The sequence below is a fragment of the Gordonia sp. PvP123 genome, assembly GCF_040547295.1.
In the GTDB taxonomy this organism is placed as follows: Bacteria; Actinomycetota; Actinomycetes; order Mycobacteriales; family Mycobacteriaceae; genus Gordonia; species Gordonia terrae.
The window spans coordinates 202,699-221,194 of sequence record NZ_JBEPPN010000002.1; the positions used below are offsets into that span (position 1 = coordinate 202,699).

Annotated in this window: 18 protein-coding genes; 6 read left to right on the forward strand and 12 right to left on the reverse strand. The window is 68.0% G+C overall.

From position 1 onward, the window contains the following. Nucleotides 1–36: 36 nt before the first annotated feature. The 4 genes from ABIC25_RS03775 to ABIC25_RS03790 form a co-directional block, all read right to left on the reverse strand. Nucleotides 37–966 carry a MetQ/NlpA family ABC transporter substrate-binding protein gene (locus tag ABIC25_RS03775; protein ID WP_354560024.1) on the reverse strand — a complete coding sequence of 310 codons (930 nt, stop codon included), beginning with the start codon at nucleotides 964–966 and terminating at the stop codon, nucleotides 37–39. Nucleotides 967–1,066: 100 nt separating this feature from the next. Then, complete coding sequence (locus tag ABIC25_RS03780) at nucleotides 1,067–1,774, reverse strand: methionine ABC transporter permease (RefSeq protein WP_354560025.1); 708 nt, start codon at nucleotides 1,772–1,774, stop codon at nucleotides 1,067–1,069. Further along, a complete protein-coding gene (locus tag ABIC25_RS03785) occupies nucleotides 1,771–2,829 on the reverse strand; it encodes a methionine ABC transporter ATP-binding protein (RefSeq protein WP_354560027.1) in 1,059 nt (352 codons plus the stop codon). Before ABIC25_RS03785 ends, ABIC25_RS03780 begins: the two co-directional genes overlap by 4 nt. Next, nucleotides 2,826–4,280, reverse strand: coding sequence for an LLM class flavin-dependent oxidoreductase (locus ABIC25_RS03790; RefSeq protein WP_354560028.1), 1,455 nt, complete (start codon nucleotides 4,278–4,280; stop codon nucleotides 2,826–2,828). The genes ABIC25_RS03785 and ABIC25_RS03790 overlap by 4 nt, the downstream gene beginning before the upstream one ends. A gap of 69 nt (nucleotides 4,281–4,349) precedes the next feature. Between ABIC25_RS03790 and ABIC25_RS03795 the strand changes: the two genes are divergently transcribed. After that, nucleotides 4,350–4,853, forward strand: coding sequence for a mycothiol transferase (locus ABIC25_RS03795; RefSeq protein WP_354560030.1), 504 nt, complete (start codon nucleotides 4,350–4,352; stop codon nucleotides 4,851–4,853). 86 nt (nucleotides 4,854–4,939) lie between these two features. Here the strand turns inward: ABIC25_RS03795 and ABIC25_RS03800 are convergent, their stop codons facing one another. Next, nucleotides 4,940–5,353 (reverse strand): DUF6764 family protein, encoded by a 414-nt coding sequence (locus ABIC25_RS03800; RefSeq protein WP_004020276.1) that lies wholly within the window; start codon nucleotides 5,351–5,353, stop codon nucleotides 4,940–4,942. Nucleotides 5,354–5,480: 127 nt separating this feature from the next. Between ABIC25_RS03800 and ABIC25_RS03805 the strand changes: the two genes are divergently transcribed. The 3 genes from ABIC25_RS03805 (at nucleotide 5,481) to ABIC25_RS03815 (ending at nucleotide 7,746) form a co-directional block, all read left to right on the forward strand. Beyond that, on the forward strand, nucleotides 5,481–6,410 hold the full coding sequence (locus ABIC25_RS03805; protein WP_354560032.1) for an LLM class F420-dependent oxidoreductase: 930 nt from the start codon (nucleotides 5,481–5,483) through the stop codon (nucleotides 6,408–6,410). 88 nt (nucleotides 6,411–6,498) lie between these two features. Then, nucleotides 6,499–6,888 carry a hypothetical protein gene (locus ABIC25_RS03810; RefSeq protein WP_033203633.1) on the forward strand — a complete coding sequence of 130 codons (390 nt, stop codon included), beginning with the start codon at nucleotides 6,499–6,501 and terminating at the stop codon, nucleotides 6,886–6,888. A gap of 21 nt (nucleotides 6,889–6,909) precedes the next feature. Continuing rightward, complete coding sequence (locus ABIC25_RS03815) at nucleotides 6,910–7,746, forward strand: alpha/beta hydrolase (protein WP_354560034.1); 837 nt, start codon at nucleotides 6,910–6,912, stop codon at nucleotides 7,744–7,746. A gap of 16 nt (nucleotides 7,747–7,762) precedes the next feature. Here ABIC25_RS03815 and ABIC25_RS03820 read toward each other — a convergent pair whose 3' ends face one another. The 4 genes from ABIC25_RS03820 to ABIC25_RS03835 form a co-directional block, all read right to left on the reverse strand. Beyond that, nucleotides 7,763–8,209, reverse strand: coding sequence for a hypothetical protein (locus ABIC25_RS03820; RefSeq protein ID WP_354560036.1), 447 nt, complete (start codon nucleotides 8,207–8,209; stop codon nucleotides 7,763–7,765). Between the two features lie 110 nt (nucleotides 8,210–8,319). Then, nucleotides 8,320–9,807: an alpha/beta hydrolase gene (locus ABIC25_RS03825; RefSeq protein ID WP_354560038.1), complete on the reverse strand. Its 1,488-nt coding sequence runs from the start codon at nucleotides 9,805–9,807 to the stop codon at nucleotides 8,320–8,322. Between the two features lie 75 nt (nucleotides 9,808–9,882). Next, the gene (locus ABIC25_RS03830; RefSeq protein ID WP_004020285.1) at nucleotides 9,883–10,683 is read right to left on the reverse strand and encodes an alpha/beta fold hydrolase; all 801 of its coding nucleotides are present in this window, start codon (nucleotides 10,681–10,683) and stop codon (nucleotides 9,883–9,885) included. A gap of 89 nt (nucleotides 10,684–10,772) precedes the next feature. After that, nucleotides 10,773–12,197 carry an aldehyde dehydrogenase family protein gene (locus ABIC25_RS03835; RefSeq protein ID WP_239400653.1) on the reverse strand — a complete coding sequence of 475 codons (1,425 nt, stop codon included), beginning with the start codon at nucleotides 12,195–12,197 and terminating at the stop codon, nucleotides 10,773–10,775. Nucleotides 12,198–12,381: 184 nt separating this feature from the next. Here ABIC25_RS03835 and ABIC25_RS03840 point away from each other — a divergent pair, with 184 nt between their 5' ends. Beyond that, complete coding sequence (locus ABIC25_RS03840; RefSeq protein WP_064569264.1) at nucleotides 12,382–12,702, forward strand: putative quinol monooxygenase; 321 nt, start codon at nucleotides 12,382–12,384, stop codon at nucleotides 12,700–12,702. A gap of 6 nt (nucleotides 12,703–12,708) precedes the next feature. Here ABIC25_RS03840 and ABIC25_RS03845 read toward each other — a convergent pair whose 3' ends face one another. From ABIC25_RS03845 to ABIC25_RS03855, 3 genes are all read right to left on the reverse strand, one after another. Then, on the reverse strand, nucleotides 12,709–15,066 hold the full coding sequence (locus ABIC25_RS03845) for an MMPL family transporter (RefSeq protein ID WP_354560040.1): 2,358 nt from the start codon (nucleotides 15,064–15,066) through the stop codon (nucleotides 12,709–12,711). 1 nt (nucleotide 15,067) lies between these two features. Further along, complete coding sequence (locus tag ABIC25_RS03850) at nucleotides 15,068–15,727, reverse strand: TetR/AcrR family transcriptional regulator (RefSeq protein WP_033203774.1); 660 nt, start codon at nucleotides 15,725–15,727, stop codon at nucleotides 15,068–15,070. A gap of 109 nt (nucleotides 15,728–15,836) precedes the next feature. Further along, complete coding sequence (locus tag ABIC25_RS03855) at nucleotides 15,837–16,850, reverse strand: LacI family DNA-binding transcriptional regulator (protein ID WP_248645040.1); 1,014 nt, start codon at nucleotides 16,848–16,850, stop codon at nucleotides 15,837–15,839. A gap of 119 nt (nucleotides 16,851–16,969) precedes the next feature. Here ABIC25_RS03855 and ABIC25_RS03860 point away from each other — a divergent pair, with 119 nt between their 5' ends. After that, nucleotides 16,970–18,442: an MFS transporter gene (locus ABIC25_RS03860; protein ID WP_354560042.1), complete on the forward strand. Its 1,473-nt coding sequence runs from the start codon at nucleotides 16,970–16,972 to the stop codon at nucleotides 18,440–18,442. Nucleotides 18,443–18,496: the final 54 nt, after the last annotated feature.

Below are 18,496 nucleotides of genomic sequence, written 5' to 3' on the forward strand. Positions count from 1 at the left end.
GTGCGTTGACGAGGCGTGCGCCGGCGCTCCCGCTGCTCACAGCGGCAGCAGGATGCCCTTCACCCGCGGATCGGTACGCAGGAACTCCTGCACCGCGGGGTCCTTGAACGCGGCGACCAGATTCTTGATGTTCTCGGTGTCCTTCCACTGCGTCCCGATGGTCAGCTGCCCGGCGAATTCGTCGGGAGCGGGCGGGGCGTAGATCTGCTTGGCGATGTCGATGTTCGCGGCCAGGTAGTACTCGGTGTAGCCGACGGTCGCGTCCAGGTCGGCGAGCGAGCGCGACTGGGCGGCGAAATCGAGCAGCACGAACTGCAGATTGCGCGGGTTGGTGGCGATGTCCTTCTGCGTCGCCTTCCACTTGTCCACGCCCGGCTTGAGCGTGATGAGTCCGGCGCGTTCGAGCAGCCAGAGTCCCTGCGCCTCGTTCGCGGGATCGGAATACAGGGAGACGCGCGCGTTCTGCGGCAGGTCGGCGACGTCGCGATACTTGTCCGACCAGATGCCGAAGCCCCAGCGGAAGACCGGGGTCGCGGCTTCCTCCTGGAAGTCCGGGTTCGCCTCGAGGACCTGCGACAGCCACAGCTTGTGCTGATAGACGGTGCCGGCGACCTCACCGTCGCTGACCGCGCGGTTGAGCGTCGTGGAGTCGGACAGGCCCTTGAACGCGACCTTGATGTCGTACCGGGGTGCGACCTCGTCGGCGATGAACTCGACGAGTGCCTGCTCGGAGGCATTGCCCTCGGCGGTCACGACGGTCAGCGTCGCACCGGCGGTCTCGTTGGGTGACGTCGAGTCGGAGCCGAGGAATCGCCAGCCGATCACCGCGGCGATGACGGCGACCACGACCAGCGCACCGACGATCAGCGGCCAGCGTCGCCGGGCCGAGATCTCGATGCCGGAATCTCCCGGTGGCGAGGGGGAATCGGGTGAGGTCTCGGTGGTCGAACCGGTGTCCTGTGTCATGAGTGGCCTTTCGGGGGTGGGTTGGTGGCTGCCGGGGACAGGGCGGCAGTGGGTCGGCGACTCCCCGAACAGGGAGCAGCAGACTTCGGGCTTGTGAGGTTCAGCGGTTCACCCGGCGGGATGTGACCGGGTTGAGACTGCGGGCGAGAGCGTCGCCGGCGACCTGGATGATCGCCACCGTCACGATGAGCACGATGATGGTCGCGACCATGACTCCCTGGTCGAATCGCTGATATCCGTAGGTGACCGCGACGTATCCGAGTCCGCCGGCTCCGATGGTGCCGGCGATGGTGGAGTACTCGATCATCGCGATCGTGTTGATCGTCAGACCGCCGACGATGCTCGGCAGTGCCTCGGGTACCTGTGCCTTCCAGATGATCTGCGCGTTGGAACCCCCGGAGGCGCGTGCGACGTCGATGGTCGACGCCGGGACCGACCGCAGGGAGTTCTCCACGATCCGTGTGAAGAAGGCGATTCCGGCGATCGACATCGGGACCACCGCCGCGGCGATGCCGATGTTGGTGCCGGTGATCAGGCGGGTGAACGGGATGATCGCCGTCATCAACACAAGGAAGGGCAGCGAACGACCGATACTGATCACCCACGACAGCGGAGTGTGCAGCGATCGTCTCGCGAAAAGACCACCGGGAGCGAGGTTGTGGATGAGCGCGCCCAGCGGGACACCCACCACCAGGACGACGACCATCACGATGCTGACCATCAGGACCGTGTCGATCGCCGCCGGGATGAGCAGGTCGGGGATCTCGTCGAGCGGCACCGTGATGTTCGCCGAGTACGTGGTACTCATGCGGCCACCCCCGGGCTTTTGGTGGCGGAGCCATTGGTTGTGGTGGTGGCGGAGTCACCCGATGCCGGGGTGTCGGTGAGAAGGCGTGCGGCCAGCCCGAGTTCGCCTGCGGCCCCGATGAATGCCGACGCGTGCCCGGTCGGCACCGACACGGTGAGGTCGCCGAAGACGGTCCCGTCGATGGTCTGGACGTTGGCGCCGAGCACCGAGATGGGGAGATCGAGCCGTTTGCCCAGACGCGTCAGCCAGTCCGCGGGGACGGTCGAGGAGTTGTAGACGACGGAGACCGGAGTCTCGGCGGACGCCGCTTCGGCGCTCGGACCACGCGGTCGAAGTGCGCGCCCCAGAACCGAATCCGGGTCGAGGACGAGCCGATCCAGGCGGCCGTGTTCGACGATGCGGCCATGGTCGAGTCGGCCGACCGTGTCGGCGACCCGCACGATGGTGTCCATCTCGTGGGTGATGAACACCACCGCGAGACCCAGTTCGTCCCGCACGTCGGTGAGGAGTCGGAGAAATGTGTCCGTGGCAGCTGGGTCCAGGCCCGACGTCGCCTCGTCGGACAGGAGGACCGACGGTTTGAGCGCCAGGGCCCGTGCGATCCCGACCCGCTGTCGCTGACCCCCGGACAGCTGATGCGGGTACCGGTCGGCCTTGTCGGCGAGACCGACCAGGTCGAGCAGTTCACCGACGCGCGACGCGGTCGATCGCTGTGTGGCACCGAGATATTCGAGTGGGAGAGCGACATTCTGCGCCGCGGTGCGGCGGGACAGCAGACTTGCCGACTGGAACACGGTCCCGATCCGGCGCCGGGCATCGCGCAGGCCCGAGGTGCCCAGCGCGGTGAGATCCTCGCCGTTCACGACGACCTTCCCGGAGGTCGGACGTTCCAACAGGTTCAGACAGCGGGCGAGCGTGCTCTTGCCGGCACCCGACGGCCCGACGACGGCGAAGATCTCACCGGCATCGACGGTGAAATCGACGTCGTCGAGGACCGTCGTCGGATTCGGTGACCCGACCCCGAAGACCTTGGTCAGGCCCGCCACCTCGATCACCGGAGATCGCCTTTCGCGCCGGCGAGCTGTGTGGTCTTCCTGATCGAATCGTCGATGGTCGAGTTGGCCCCACCGACCCGATACGTCGACCCCCGGTGGTTCTCGGGCAACTGGTCACCGCGGCCGAAGAGCTTGTGGCGCAGGGTACCCGGGACGTAGGCGCGGTCGTAGAGTCCGCGCCGCTCCAGGGCGGGCACCACGTGGGTGATGATGTCCTCGAAAGATCCGGGTGTCACCGCGTACGCGACGTTGAAACCGTCGACGTCGGTCTCGGTCACCCAGTCCTGCAGGGCTTCTGCCACCTCGTCGCCGGAGCCGATCAGGACCGGGCCCATTCCGCCGATGCCGCCCCACGCGGCGATGTCCCGCACGCGCCATTCCTCGCCGGTGTCGCCGGCCTGCTGGAATGCCGCCACCGCGGACTGGATCGCGTTGCTGTGCACGTTGCCGATCGGTTCGTCGATCTCGTAGCTCGCGAGGTCGATGCCCATCCAGCCCGACATGAAGACCAGCGCACCTTCGCTGCTGGCATAGGACTGGTACTCCGCGGCCTTCGCGCGGGCAGCCTCCGGAGTCGAATCGGTGATGATCGTCAGCAGCGTGTAGATCTTCGCGTCGTATGGGTCGCGCCCGACGAGGACGAGCTCATCGCGCACCTTGCTCACGACATCGCGCAGGATGGCCTTGGTCGGTGCGGCGACGAAGATGGCCTCCGCGTTCTCCGCGGCGAAGCGGCGTCCCCGGGGCGAGGCGCCGGCCTGATAGATGACCGGCGATCCCTGCGGCGACGGCTCGGCCAGGTGGATTCCCGGCACGGTGAAGTGGGTGCCGTGATGGCCGATGTGATGGACCCGGGCCGGGTCGGCGAAGATGCCCGCCTCGCGATCACGGAGGACCGCGTCGCGTTCCCAGGAACCCTCCCACAGCTTGTACAGCACGGTCAGGTACTCGTCGGCCTGGTTGTAGCGCTCGTCGTGCTCGAGCTGGTCGTCGGCGCCCATGTTGCGGGCCGCGGCCGGGAGGTAGCCCGTGACCACGTTCCAGCCGATGCGGCCGCGGGTGAGGTGGTCGAGTGTCGACAGTCGCCGCGCAAACGGGTAGGGATGCTCGAAGCCGGTACCGGTGGTGACGCCGAAGCCGAGGTGCTCGGTGGCGTGCGCCATCGCGGAGACGAGTAGCAGGGGGTCGTTCACGGGGATCTGTGCACCCTGGCGGATGGCGGCTTCGTCGTTGCCGGCGAACACGTCATAGGTACCGAGGACATCGGCGATGAACAGGCCGTCGAATCCGCCGGTCTCCAGTAATCGTGCGAGGTCGACCCAGTAGTCGATGGTGTTGTAGTTCCACGACCGGTCGTCGGGGTGACGCCACAGTCCGGGCGATTGGTGCGCAACGCAATTCATGTCGAAGGCGTTGAAGCGGATCTTCCGCGGGGTGTTCGGTTCTGACACCGGAGGAATGATGCTGTCGGATCGGTGGAGTCGCCATCGTTGTGCCCACGGCGAACCTAAACTTGCGCCATGCGATCTTCAGAGGTGTTGCTCGACGGTCTGGGGCGAGTGGCCGAGAACGTTCACGCTGTACTCGACGGGGCCACGCCGGAGCTCTTGAACACCGCGCCCGCGCCCGGTACCAACACCATCGCATGGCTCGTCTGGCATCTGACCCGCGTGCAGGATTCCCACATCGCCGATGTCGCCGGTACCGAGGAGGTCTGGGCGGCCGGTGGATGGGCCGACCGCTTCGATCTCCCGTTCTCCTCCGGCGAGATCGGGTACGGGCAATCGGCCGACGAGGCCGCACGCGCGATCGTGGACGACGCCGGACTGCTTCGGGACTACTACGACGCCACTCACGCCGTCAGCGCCGACTACATCGGCGGGCTGACGGATTCAGATCTCGACCGCATCGTCGACCACAACTGGGATCCGCCGGTCACGCTGGGCGTGCGGCTGATCAGCGTGATCGACGACGACACCCAGCACATCGGCCAGGCGGCGTACGTGCGGGGTCTGTTGTCCTGACGCGTTGGTCCCCACCGGGATGTCGTAGCGAAAGAGGCTGTATTGGTGCGCATTTCGCCACCGGATCCCGGTGGGGTGCGGGGCGGTCAGGACAGGCAACCCTTGAAGGTCTGGAAGTCGCCCGCGAAAGCCGGTCCCTTGCAGGTCGGCCCGTTCTTGCCGTCGACGACGACCTCACCGCCGGGCCCCGCGATGCCGATGGCCAGACCGGGGCGTACTCCGTCCATGGTGACCGTCGCGCCGGGGCCGAGTGCGATCGCCGCGGGCCCGGCGAAGTTGTCGGCGGTCGAGGTGGCGACACCGCCGTTGTCGGTGATGGCCAGTGCCAGTCCGGAGGGTCCGGATTCCGCACTGCAGGAGGCCTGGGATGAGGACTGGCCGGGGAGTGCCGGGCATACTGCGGGGGCGGCGCCGGCGGACGGTGCGGCGGCGAGGGATACCGCGGTCGCACCTGCGGCCGCTACGACGAATCCAAGGGCTGTGCGCGTGACCGTCTTCATGGTGAACTCCTTTGTCGAGGAACGGTGTCGTGCGTGGAGCGATTCGGAATGGCCGTCGGGCCGGATGGGGTCCGATCGCACGCCGCCTCGCCGTCGGTGGGGTGCCCAGCGGGCGTAGGTTGAAAACGTGCAGCTGCGAATTTTCACCGAGCCCCAGCAGGGTGCGACCTACGATGACCTGCTCGCCGTCGCCAAGGCGACCGAGGAACTGGGCTACGACGCCTTCTTCCGTTCCGATCACTTCACCGGCATGGGTGGCGACGGTCTGCCCGGACCCACCGATGCGTGGATCACGCTGGCCGGCCTGGCCCGCGAGACCTCGCGCATCCGGTTGGGGACCCTGGTGTCGTCGGCGACTTTCCGCCTTCCCGGGCCGTTCTCGATCGCAGTCGCCCAGGTCGACCAGATGAGCGGTGGCCGTGTCGAATTGGGTATCGGTACGGGCTGGCACGAGCGCGAGCACGAGGCGTACGGTATTCCCTTCCCGCCGCTGAAGGAGCGCTTCGAACGCCTCGAGGAGAACCTCGAGATCATCACCGGGCTGTGGCAGACCCCGCTCGGTGATGAATTCGACCACGAGGGCAAGCACTTTCGCCTCTCGAAGTCGCCGGCCCTGCCCAAACCCGTGCAGAGCCCGCGCCCGCCGATCATCATCGGCGGCAGTGGCAAGAAGCGGACGCCCGCGCTCGCGGCGCGTTTCGCCGACGAGTTCAACGTCGTCTTCCAACCGCTCGACGTCGCCGGCGATCTCATCGGACGCGTTAGCACGGCGTGCGTCGACGCCGGTCGCGATCCGGAGTCCCTCACCTACTCGGCCGCGCTCGTATTGTGCTGCGGCCGCGACGAAGCCGAGTTCCGGCGCCGGGCCGAGGCCATCGGCCGAGAGCCGGCGGAGTTGCGTGAGAACGGCGCGGCGGGAACGCCCGACGAGGTGGCCGCGAAGATCGCGACCTACGGTGAGCTGGGCGTCACGCGCATGTATCTGCAGACCCTGGACCTGTCGGATCTCGACCACCTCGAACTCGTCGCCTCGAAGGTCGCCCCGCAGCTGGCGTGAGCGGTGCGGGGTGCCTGCGCTCCCCGAGCCTCGAAGGGTTCGCCCGACCCCGCACCCGGCCCGGCCGGAATGGGTCATAATCCACCTCATGGCCGACAGGGGCGAGCACACATCATCGAGACCGCCGGAACGTCAGCGCATCAAGAAGCTGGCACAAGCCGCACTGAACGCCGACGTGACCGTCGAACAACTCGAGGGCATCCTCGCCGACATGGGGGAGACCCTCGACGGGCTCGGGCCCACGATGGACGGGCTGAACTCGACCATCGCGAAGCTCGACTCGACGCTCGTGCGCCTGTCGGGGACCCTGGACCAGGTCGACGCCACCGTCGACCGCATGTCCGACGTCGTGGGACGGCTCGAGCGGGTCGTCGGACGGGTCGAGACGCTCGTCGGCATCGGCGAGGCCGCGCTCCGGCCGCTGGGCGCCCTGGAGTCGGCGGGCAGGTCCGTGGTCGCGCGATTGGGCTGGCACTGAACACCGAAACGAGATCAGGGAATGACACCGGAAGAGCACAGTTTTCGCGGTCGGCACGGGCACACCATCGTCTATGACGTCTACCGTCCCCGAGAGAGTCCGCGCGGCGTCGTCGTGGTGGTGCACGGCCTCGCCGAGCACGGACGCCGGTACCTGCATGTGGCCGATCGTCTCGTCGCCGAGGGCTACCTCGTGGCGATCCCCGACCATGTCGGTCACGGCCGATCGGGCGGCAAGCGCCTCCGGTTGCGCCGGTTCGCCGACTTCACCGACGACCTCGACACCGTCCTCGCCCACGTCGCCGACGGGAGCGTCCCGACGTTCCTCATCGGGCACAGCATGGGCGGGTGCATCGCCCTCGACTACGCGCTCGACCACCAGGACAGGCTCGACGGGCTGATCCTCTCGGGGGCGGCCGTGCTGCCCGGTGACGACCTGCCCGACCTGGCCGTCCGATTCGCGCCGCTGATCGGCCGGATCGCACCGGGGCTGCCCACCACCGAGCTGAGTTCGTCGAGCATCTCCCGGGACCCGGCCGTCGTCGCCGCCTACGACGCCGATCCGCTGGTGACGCGCGGCAAGATCCCGGCCGGACTCGGCGGGGCGATGATCGGCACCATGCGGTCGTTCCCCGAACGCCTGCCGTCGCTGCAGTTGCCCATCCTGGTGATGCACGGCAGCGAGGACGCGCTCACCGACCCGCGCGGCAGCGAACTCGTGGAGAGGCTGGCCGGGTCCGCGGACAAGACGCTCGTCATCTACGACGACCTGTTCCACGAGATCTTCAACGAGCCCGAGCAAGGGGTGGTGCTCCACGCCGTCACGACCTGGCTGCGTGGGCACACCGGGGACCGGTGAGATTCCCGGTCGGCTCTCAGACCAACCGCACCAGCACCCCGGCCACCAGTACCAGTACGCCGCCGATCTCGCCCACGATGAGCGCGAGCATGAACAGGTACGTGCCGGGAGTCGGGTCGACGAACTGATTCGTGGTGTCCCGCAGGGCCCCGTGGATGCAGTACGCGGCGATCGCGGCGACGAAGAAGACGATCGGGACCGCAGCTGCGATCACGTTGACGGTCGTCGGGAAGGCGCTCAGTTCGACCAGCGCCGCCAGCACGAGAGTGGCGAACGAGTACATCAGCGCCGCCCGGTGGGCGATGTCCACGTAGATGTGAGCCGTCCGGTCCGGCGAGGTGCGGATGCCGTGGTATTTCCAGACGCCCAGGGCGAGTCCCCAGACGAGGATCACTCCGGAGGCGACGACCACGAGGGTCGTGTCGAGGCCGACGAGATCGGCGAGATCAGGGTCGGCGGTCATGGCTGAACGCTAGCAGCAGGCGCGGCCGGCGGATTCGTTCGCTCGCGTACTCCGCTCCCGCTCACACGATTCTGGTGAGCGGGAACGGAAACCGTGAGGGGGCGGGCCGTTCAGCGGGACGGGACCGGGGTGCTGCTCGAGGTCGCGGGCGTGGACGAGGCCGGACCCTTCGGGGCGAGCCGGGGCGCGCTCGGCGCGCTCGACTCCGCGCTGGTGACCGACTCCGGGACGGAGGCATCCACCGATTCCGACCCCGACACCGCGGACGGTGCGAGTCCGGCCGAGGGGGATTCGGATGCCGACGACTCGGATGCCGACGACTCGGATGTCGAGGACGCCGACTCCGAAGCGGATTCGCTCGCCGACGAGCCGCGCGCCGACAGGCCCGAGAGGTCGAGGGCCGGCGATTCCTCGGCCGCCTTCTTGGCCGCGAGGGTCACCTTCGCGGGGCCCTCGGGATCAGGGTTGCCCGAGGCGGAGACGACGGTGGTCTTCGCGGTCACCGGCGGGTTGTTGCGCAGCGTGGTCAGCACGTGCTCCTTGCCGTCGCCGAGGGCGCGTCCCCAGTTCTCCCAGGTGTGGCCGCCGTAGTTCGGCAAGGAGATCACCGATACGCCGGCCTGCTTCGCCTGCAGCTGCATGAGCACGGTCGACACCGCCGACAGGATCTCGAGTGCCATCGCACTGAGCTGATCCTGCGGCGACAACTTGGCCATCTCCGACGGGGTCAGGAAGCCGTTACCCGAGGAGATGATCAGGACCTGGCCGTTGTCGGCGAGCTGAGTGAGGTTCTTCGACGGATCGTTGTCGGTCCAGCGGGTGCTTCCCGGCGCGCCCCACATGTTCACGACACCGTTGACGTAGTTCGACACCATCGTCTGAGTGGCCATGACGCCGAGGGCGCCGACCGGGTTGTCGGTCTGGTAGTAACCGGACATCGCCTGGACCACCTTGAACTGCTCCGGGTGGCGCTCGGCGAGGGTGACCGCCGGACCGCCGGACATCGACAGTCCGATGATCGCGTTGTTGTTGCGCGCCACGCCGAACTCGCTCTCGAGATAGCCCGGCAGCTCCGAGGTCAGGAACGTCTCCTGCTTGATGACCGTGTTCTTGTCACCGGCGCCGCCATCCCAGTCGGTGTAGAACGACGACGCGCCGCCGACCGGCATGACCAGGGTGGTGTCGGCCTTGGCGTCGTAGACCTTGGCGGCCTGGACGTCGGTGGTCCACGCCGAGCGGGCCTCGCTGGCCCGCATGCCGTCGAGCAGGTAGACGCCGCTGTCGCTGCCGCTGGACGCGCGGATCTGGACGATCACCTCGCGTTGCTGCGACTCCGACCACACCTTGCAGTTCTGGACGTAGTTGCCCGAAGAGTCCCAGGTACAGCCCTTGCGCAAGACCTCGGGGTGTCCGCGCAGAGCATTGGCGGTGTTCGACGTGTTGAGCAGGGTGCTCGCCCCGAACAGGCCGAGCGTGAGGATCGCGACCACCGAGATCCCGGTGAGGATGCGGCGTCGGGGTGAGAATCTGCGTGGCGACTCGGGCGTCTGGCCCGCGGGGGTGGAGGGGACGGGCGGTTCGCTGTGCGAGTGCGACATGGAGCTCCTGACATACGCGGCCACCCGATCACACGGTGCCGATGTCAGGGATGTCGTTCGGAGAGGGGACCGGCGTTACCGCCCGAGCGCATTTTTTCGGATGACCTCGGCGGTCTCCTCGGGACGTTCCCACCAGAACATGTGCCCGACGCCGGTCCATCGTTCCAGGGTCGCCTGCGGGATCAGGTCGGCGAGGCGCTCACCCTCGGCGACCGCGATCACCTCGTCGACGTCTCCGTGGATGACCGCGGTGGGCATGGTGAGTGTCCCTATCCGGTCGCGGGTGTCGTGTCCCGCGCAGGCACCCGCCTGCCACGCGACGACCGCCGAGGGCACGCGCCGCTGCGTCGACATCGACACGAAGTGGTCGAACGCGCCGGCGCCGGCGGTGTACGCGGCTGACAGGTTGACCTCGAATGCCGTGCGCGCGACGCGCGCCGCGTCGCGGGAGGAGATCGCCTCGACGAGGCGGACCGCGCCGGGTGCACCGATCGCCCCGGGGCCGCCCGCGGTCGTGCACCCGAGGACGAGACTGCGCACGCGGTCCGGTGCGGCGAGAGCGAGTTCCTGCGCGATCATGCCGCCCATGGAGGTGCCCAGAACATGGGCGGCGTCCCAGCCGAGGCCGTCCAGGATGCCGCGGGCGTCGGCGGCCAGGTCGGCGATGGTGAACGGACCGTCGGCGCGACTGCTCGTCCCGATGCCGCGGTGGTCGTAGACGGCCACCGAGAAATACGGCGTCAGCGCGTCGAGGAGTTCGTCGGTCCACATCCCGCGGTGTGCGGACATGCCGCCGATGAGCAGGAGCGGTTCGCCCTCGCCGACGACCTCGGCGTCGAGGACCGGGCCGGCGTCGGACGCGACGGGGATCTGCATGCGCCAGATCCTAACGGCGACCCGGTCGGAAGAAGTGAGGGATGCGTATCGGAGTCCGATACGCATCCCTCACCCGGAAACCCGGTCGGTCAGGCGCCGAAGCCGAGCAGCGACTTCACCTCGAGGAACTCGTCGAAGGCGTAGTCGCTCCACTCACGGCCGTTGCCACTCTTCTTGTAACCGCCGAACGGTGCGCTCGGGTCGAGCTGCGCGCCGTTGAGCGAGATCGAGCCGGCGCGGATCTGCGAACCGATGCGGCGCACCTCGTCGACGTCCTGGCCCGACACGTAGCCGGCGAGGCCGTACTCGGTGTCGTTGGCGACCTTGATCGCTTCGTCGATCGAGTCGTAGCCGATCACGACGAGGACCGGGCCGAACACCTCGGTGCGGGCGATCTCCATGTCGTTGGTGACGTTGGTGAACACGGTCGGCTTCACGTAGTAACCGGTCTCGAGGCCCTCGGGACGGCCGGCGCCGCCGACGGCCGCGGTGGCACCGTCGGCGAGGGCGCGCTCGATGAGGCCCTGGATCTTGTCGAACTGCGCCTCGGAAACCACCGGACCCAGCTTCACGTCGGTGGTCGGGTCGCCGACGGTGAGCTCGACGGCGACGCCCTTGGCGATCTCGGCGACCTCGTCGACGCGACCCGCCGGGACCAGCATCCGGCTCGGGGCGTTGCAGGACTGGCCCGAGTTCATCATCATCGTCGCGATGCCGCCCGCGACGTTCTTCGCGAAGTCCTCGTCGTCGAGGATGATGTTCGGGCTCTTGCCGCCCAGTTCCTGGGCGACGCGCTTGACGGTGGGCGCCGCGCTCTTGGCGACCTCGATGCCGGCCCGGGTGGAACCGGTGAACGAGATCATGTCGATGCCCTCATGGCTCGACAGCGCGGCACCGACGCCGGGGCCGTCACCGTTGACGAGGTTGAAGACACCGGCGGGAACGCCCGCGGCGTCGAAGATCTCGGCGACGATCGCGGCCGAGAACGGTGCGACCTCCGACGGCTTGAGGACCATGGTGCAGCCGGTGGCCAGAGCCGGGGCGACCTTGCACATCACCTGGTTGAGCGGCCAGTTCCACGGAGTGATGAAGCCGCACACGCCGATCGGCTCCTTGGCGATGCGCGAGCTGCCCCGGTCCTCGACGAACGTGAAGTCGGGGAGTTGCGCGGCGGCGGTCATCAGGTGGCCGAGTCCGATGGGTACCTGGGCGGCGTTGGTGAGACCGACGGGCGAACCCATCTCCTCGGTGACCGCGGCGGCGAGATCGCCCATGCGGTTCTGGTACTCGGCGATGATCCGGTTGAGGACCTCGAGGCGTTCTTCGACGGTGGTCTGACCCCAGGTGACGAATGCGCGACGAGCGGCGTCGACCGCTGCGTCGACGTCGGCGGCACTGCCGATCGCGACCTGACCGGCCGACTTCTCGGTGGCCGGGTTGATGACGTCGATGAGGTTGAGCTCGGCGGGCTCGACCCACTGGCCGTCGATGTAGAACTTCGTGATGTCCGGCATGGTGCCTCCATTGCAGCCTGAAGTGAGGACAATTGTTGTCTGTTTCACACTCTATGCCCTGCCGCGATCGGGGTCTCGTGAATCCCCGCCTTCCGGGTGGAACACTTCGTGACACATTCTGGGACAGCCGTCCCGGTCGCATTCTGCGACGCTTCGTCCTCACGCGGAGTACTAGGGTCGAGTCATGATCCTCATCGTCGTGAAGTTCCCGATCAAGCCCGAGTACGCCGACGAGTGGCCCGAGCTGTCACGTGAGTTCACCGAGGCGACGCGCGCCGAACCCGGCAACAAGTGGTTCGACTGGTCGCGGTCGCTGGCGGACCCGAACACCTACGTGCTGGTCGAGGCCTTCGACGACGACGCCGCCGAGGCGCACGTCACCGCTCCGCACTTCAAGCAGGCCCAGCAGGAACTCCCCAAGTACCTGCAGCGCACCCCCGACGTCATCAACACGACGATCGACGGGGACAGCTGGTCCGAACTCGGGGAGTTCCGGGTCGACTGATCTGCCTCAGCGGCCGGCGCGGACCTCGGCGTCCGCGTCGGCCCCCGTCGCCGAGCCGGCGGGGGCGTTGCCGAGTCCCAGCTTCTCGCCCTCGATGTCGACCTCGGGCAGGATGCGATCCAGCCAGCGCGGCAGCCACCAGGCCTTGTCACCCAGGACGGTGAGCACCGCGGGCATCAGCGTCATCCGGACGACGAAGGCGTCGAAGAACACCGCGGCCGCGAGCGCGAAGCCCATCACCATGATGAACGCCATGTCCTGCAGCATGAACGCGGCGAACACCGAGATCATGATGGCCGCGGCGGCCGCCACCACGCGGGCGCTGTGCCGGTACCCCTCGACCACCGCCGTCTTGGCGTCGGCGCCGTGCACGTACGCCTCCCGCATCCGGGTCACCAGGAACACCTGGTAGTCCATCGCGAGCCCGAACACGATGCCCACCAACATGATCGGCAGGAACGACACCAGCGGTTGCGGGTTGTCGACGATTCCCAGATCGCCATCGGTGAACAGGGCCACCGTCACACCGAAGGTCGCGGCGACGCTCAGCAGGAAGCCGAGTGCCGCGGTCAGCGGGACGAGGATCGAGCGGAACACGATGATCAGCAGGATGAACGCGAGACCCACCACGACCAGGAGGTAGGGGATCAGTGAACTCGACAGGCGGTCGGAGATGTCGAGTTCGATCGCGGTCTGGCCGGTCACACCGTACGAGATGCCCGTCGCGCCCTGCGCCTGGGACTCCATCTCACGGAGCGCTTCGACCAGTGCGGGAGTCGCCTCGTCCGACGGCGCGGTCGACGGGATGATCGTGATCTTCGCGGTGTCCTGGGCCTCGTTGAGACCACCCGCGCCGATCTGGGCAACCGCGACGTCGTCGATACGACCGAGGTCGTCGACGAGGGTGTCGAAGGCGCGCAGACGCTCGCCGGTGTCCTCGATGGCCCGACCGTCCGCGACGACGACAAGCGGTCCGTTGAAGCCGGGGCCGTAGCCCTCGGCGACCATGTCGTAGGCGCGGCGCTGTGTTTCGGACGGATCCGCGGTCCCGTCGTTGGGCAGCGCGAGCTTGAGCCCGGCCATCGGGATCGCGAGGACGATCATGATGCCCACGATCGCGACCGTCACGGTGCGCGGCCGGGCCACGACGCGCTGGACCCAACGTTGGCCGTTGTGGACGCGGTCGGCGTCATGCGGTCCGACATCGGGTGCGTTGAGGCGCGGCACCCGTCCGGCGAAGGCCTTGCCGCCGAAGAGGCCGAGGATCGCCGGCAGGAGTGTGAGGGCGACCAGCACGGCTGCGACGACGGTGCCCGCGGCGGCGATACCCATGGCGGTCAGGAACGGGATGTTCACGATCGCGAGTGCGGCCAGCGCGATGACCACGGTGCTGCCGGCGAAGACGACCGCGGAACCGGCGGTGCCGACCGCTCTGCCCGCCGCGTCGGCCCGGCTCGTCGATCGATGGATCTCGTGGCGATAGCGGGAGACGATGAACAGTGCGTAGTCGATGCCGACCGCGAGGCCGATCATCGTCGCGAGGATGGGGGTCTCGTTGCTGAGATCGAAGAAGTGGGTGCCCATCTGGACGCCGAGCATCCCGATCGCGACGCCGACGATCGCGGTGATGATCGGCATGCCCCACGCGACGAGGGAGGCGAACGTGAGGATGAGGATCAGCGCGCCCACGCCGATGCCGATCAGCTCAGAGGTGATCCCGAGCTCGAATTGCTGGGTGGCCGAGCCCTTCATCTCGACGGTGAGCCCCGCAGCGCGCGCGTCGTCGGCGATCTTGTCCATCTGTTCGCGCATCGTCTCGGTGACGTCCGACGACGCCTCGACATTCAAGGAGGCGCCGAGCTGCGCGACGGTGCCCGCCGCGTTGATCGGTGACGTGGCCTGCGCGTCGGCGGCCGCCTCCTCGGCGTTCTTGCCGAAGGTCTTCTCCTGGAAGGCCGCCGACAGTTCGCGGAGCTGACCCGGTGACTGCTCGGTGCCGTAGGAGACGAACGGGTTGGTGATCGAGTCGGGGCTCTTGACGTCCTCGACCGACTTCAGTCCGGCGACCATCGAGTCGATGGCCTCCTGGAACCGCGGCTCGGTCAGCGTCGAACCCTCCGGTGCGCGAACGACATACGTGACGCCGATGTCTGAGCCGAAGGTCGCCTCACCGGGGAAGCGCTCGACCATCAGGTCCTGCGCCTTCTCCGACGGGATGCCCGGGATCGAGAACGATTCCGAGGTCGGTTTGGCGAGAAGGCTCGCGCCGATGCCCAGTCCGATGAGGACCAGAACCCAGATCGCGATGGTCTTGAGGCGGTTCTCGAACGCCCATCGCCCTAGTCGGTACAGGTGTGTTGCCACGTCAAAGCTCCTCGGGGGATGGGACGGCGAGATCGTTCATGGGTGGGATCGGTTGCGACAGGCCGGATGCCAGCTGATCGAAGGCGGACTCCAGGACCGAGGCCAGGTCAGCCGGCTCGTCTGCGGTGTCGTCGTGATGCGTCACCCAGAATTCGAGGGCGACGCGGATGGTGGTGATCGCGTTGTGCAGGACCAGTCGCGGGTACAGGGTGTGTGCCGGCTGGCCGCGCTGTGCGCACAACTCGGCGAGTCGGGCCTCGACGGTGTCGCCCAACTCCATGTCCCGGGACCTGGCCGTCAACCCGGGATCGGTGTCGAGAAGGCGTAGCAGCGCGACGATCTCGGCGGGGTCGCCGACATCGGGCGAGGTGGCGGCATCGATGAGAGCCGTGCGGACCGAGCAGAAGAAACTCTCGTCCGTCGGCCGGGCCTCGATTCGTTCCACGATCGTGTCGAACAGCGACGACACGAAATACAGCAGCGCGTCCTCTTTGCCGCTGAAGTAGTTGTGGAACGTCCGGACCGAGACGTTGGCCTCGGCCGCGACGGCGTCGATCGTCACATGGTCGATGCCGGCCCGGGTGGACAACCGGAGCACGGCGCGGGCGAGCGCCGAGCGGGTGGCCGCTTTCTTCGCTTCGCGGAGGCCGGTGGAGTGCACGACTTCCACCGTACGGAAGTTGCAGAAGTCTGCAATGTTGCAGAGTCATGCACTATTTAGGAGAGTCCTCACACCGCGTACCCGGCGATGACGCGCATCACACCGGCGATCACCCCAGGGTCGACGCCCGGGCGACGAGTTCGGGCTGGAACACCAGGTTCGACGGCTCGTGGCGTTCCGCGGGATCGTTTGCCGCGCTGATCAGCAGGTCGACCGCGGTGACGCCGATCCGGGTGGTCGGCTGGCGGATCGACGACAACGGAACAACCGCCGACCTGGCGAAGTCGATGTCGTCGTAGCCGATGATCGCGATGTCGTCCGGAACCGCGACGGCGCCACCCAGCATCGTGAAGGCCTGGAGCACGCCGATGGCGAGGAGGTCGTTGGCGCAGAAGACGGCGTCCGGGCGCTCGCCGGGCCCCCTGCCCAGCAGTGCCGTGCCCGCCTCACGCCCGGCGAGCACGCTGAGAGTGGACGTGTGCACGACCTCCAGCGACGCACCGTCGACGCCGTCGACCGCGGCTTCGGCGCCGCGCCGGCGGTCGACGACCTGCCGTAGTCCCGGTGGGCCGCCGACGAAGGCGATCCGGCGTCGCCCTGTCTCACACAGGTGCGACACCGCGAGCAGACCGCCCGCGATGTCGTCCACGGCAACCGAATCGAACGGGGATCCCCCGGCATCCCGGTCGACCAGGATCACCGGGGTGCCGCGACGGCGCAGCGAGTCGAATCGCCGAAGGTCGTCGCCGATCGGCGAGACGAGAAGGCCGAAGACCCGCTGTTCGTCGAAGGTGTCGAGGTAGGCCTGTTCGCGCGATTCGTCGTCGTCGGACGTACCGAGCAGCACCGTCAGGTCATGGTCGGCGGCCCGCTGCTCGGCGGCGCGGGCGATGTCGGTGAAGAAGGGGTTGCCCACGTCGAGGACCACCATGCCGACACAGCGTGAGCGCCCGGCCCGCAGTTGCCGCGCGGCGTCGTTGCGAACGAAGCCCAGCTGATCGATCGCCGCCTGCACCCGCGCGACGGTCGAGGGGGAGACCTTGCCGGGCGCGTTGAGGACGTTCGAGACCGTTCCCACCGACACCGAGGCCGCTGCCGCGACGTCCCGCATGCTCACACCCATGTGTTCATCTCACCAGACGCCGTACCGCAATACGCGTCACGCAGAGTCGGGAGGGTCGCCCATCTCCCGGGCTGATTGACTACGAACAGCGCGGTACCTCTCGAATGAAAGGCGGCTCGATGTCGACTCCGGCCAGCCCGTTCTCCGCGGACTATCAACCAGACCCGCGACGCTGGAAGGCGCTTGCCGTGTGCCTGGTCGTCGGCTTCATGACGCTCCTCGACGTCTCGATCGTCAATGTCGCGCTGCCGTCGATCGAATCCGGTCTCGGGGCCGACTCGGCCGATCTCTCGTGGGTCGTCTCCGGCTACGCACTGGCCTTCGGGCTCGTGCTGGTGCCGGCCGGTCGCGTCGGTGACGCCCGCGGCCGCAAGGTGACCTTCCTCGTCGGCTTGTCCCTGTTCGTACTCTCCTCCGCGGCATGTGGTTTCGCGCAGGGGCCCACGCAGCTCGTCGTGTTCCGGCTGATCCAGGGAGTCGCGGGCGGCATTCTCGCGCCGCAGGTCTCCGGCCTCATCCAGCTGCTGTTCCGCGGGGCCGAGCGCGGCAAGGCCTTCGGCATGTTCGCCGCGACCATCGGCATCTCGACCGCGGTCGGGCCGCTCCTCGGCGGCGTCCTCATCCAGCTGGGTGGGTCTGCCGAGGGCTGGCGCTGGATCTTCTTCGTCAACGTGCCGATCGGCATCGCCGCCTTCGTCGCCGCCATCCGGCTCATCCCGGCCCGGCCGTCGGAGACCAAGCAGCCGCTGCGAGGGAGTTTCGACCCGCTGGGTGTGCTGCTGCTGGGTGCCGGTGTGTTCGCATTGATGTTGCCGATGGTGCAGGAGCAGGAGTGGCCCGGCGCGCAGAAGTGGCTGCTGCTGATCGTGGCCGCGGTGCTGCTGGGTGCCTTCGTGCTGTGGGAGCGGCGTCAGGGCCGGGTCGGGCATCAGCAACTCGTCGACCTCTCGCTCTTCTCGATGCGGTCGTACTCGCTCGGGTGCATCATCGCCATGGTCTACTTCGCCGGATTCACCACGGTCTTCTTCATCTACACCCTGTTCGTCCAGCAGGGTCTGGGCTACTCGGCGCTGCAGGCGGGGCTGGCGGTCACGCCGTTCGCCCTGGGGTCCGCGGTGTCGGCAGCCGTCGGCGGCAACATCGTCAACCGGGTGGGTCGGTCGCTGGTGCTGCTCGGCCTGGGGCTCGTCGTCCTCGGGATGATCACGACGATCCTCGCCGTCCAGTTCGTGCCGGGCCACAACGTCGGGTACGCCGCGGCGTTGCCGCTGCTCGTCGCCGGTGTCGGCTCGGGTCTGGTGATCTCGCCGAACCTCACGCTGAGTCTCGACCAGGTCCCGGTCACCAAGGCCGGCATCGCCGGCGGCGTCCTGCAGACCGGCCAGCGCATCGGGGCCGCGGCCGGTATCGCGCTCGTCGGTGCGGTGTTCTTCGCCCAGGTCGCCAACAGCGGCGGCGATTGGGCCCGTGCCTTCCAGATCGGGCTCGCCACTGCCGCCGGCCTGGTCCTCATCGCGCTGCTGGTGGGATTGGTGGACCACTTCGCGCATCGCCGGGAACAGTCTCCGGACGTCGGGGCGCCATCCGCCTGAACAGACGCGGAAGGGCCCGATCGCACGAATCGGGCCCTTCCGCGACAGCGTGCG

Coding starts and splice junctions, on each gene's coding strand:
- ABIC25_RS03775 (WP_354560024.1), bottom strand. CDS start 966: ATGACACAGGACACCGGTTCGACCACCGAGACCTCACCCGATTCCCCC.
- ABIC25_RS03780 (WP_354560025.1), bottom strand. CDS start 1,774: ATGAGTACCACGTACTCGGCGAACATCACGGTGCCGCTCGACGAGATC.
- ABIC25_RS03795 (WP_354560030.1), top strand. CDS start 4,350: ATGCGATCTTCAGAGGTGTTGCTCGACGGTCTGGGGCGAGTGGCCGAG.
- ABIC25_RS03800 (WP_004020276.1), bottom strand. CDS start 5,353: ATGAAGACGGTCACGCGCACAGCCCTTGGATTCGTCGTAGCGGCCGCA.
- ABIC25_RS03810 (WP_033203633.1), top strand. CDS start 6,499: ATGGCCGACAGGGGCGAGCACACATCATCGAGACCGCCGGAACGTCAG.
- ABIC25_RS03815 (WP_354560034.1), top strand. CDS start 6,910: ATGACACCGGAAGAGCACAGTTTTCGCGGTCGGCACGGGCACACCATC.
- ABIC25_RS03820 (WP_354560036.1), bottom strand. CDS start 8,209: ATGACCGCCGACCCTGATCTCGCCGATCTCGTCGGCCTCGACACGACC.
- ABIC25_RS03825 (WP_354560038.1), bottom strand. CDS start 9,807: ATGTCGCACTCGCACAGCGAACCGCCCGTCCCCTCCACCCCCGCGGGC.
- ABIC25_RS03830 (WP_004020285.1), bottom strand. CDS start 10,683: ATGCAGATCCCCGTCGCGTCCGACGCCGGCCCGGTCCTCGACGCCGAG.
- ABIC25_RS03835 (WP_239400653.1), bottom strand. CDS start 12,197: ATGCCGGACATCACGAAGTTCTACATCGACGGCCAGTGGGTCGAGCCC.
- ABIC25_RS03840 (WP_064569264.1), top strand. CDS start 12,382: ATGATCCTCATCGTCGTGAAGTTCCCGATCAAGCCCGAGTACGCCGAC.
- ABIC25_RS03855 (WP_248645040.1), bottom strand. CDS start 16,850: ATGGGTGTGAGCATGCGGGACGTCGCGGCAGCGGCCTCGGTGTCGGTG.
- ABIC25_RS03860 (WP_354560042.1), top strand. CDS start 16,970: ATGTCGACTCCGGCCAGCCCGTTCTCCGCGGACTATCAACCAGACCCG.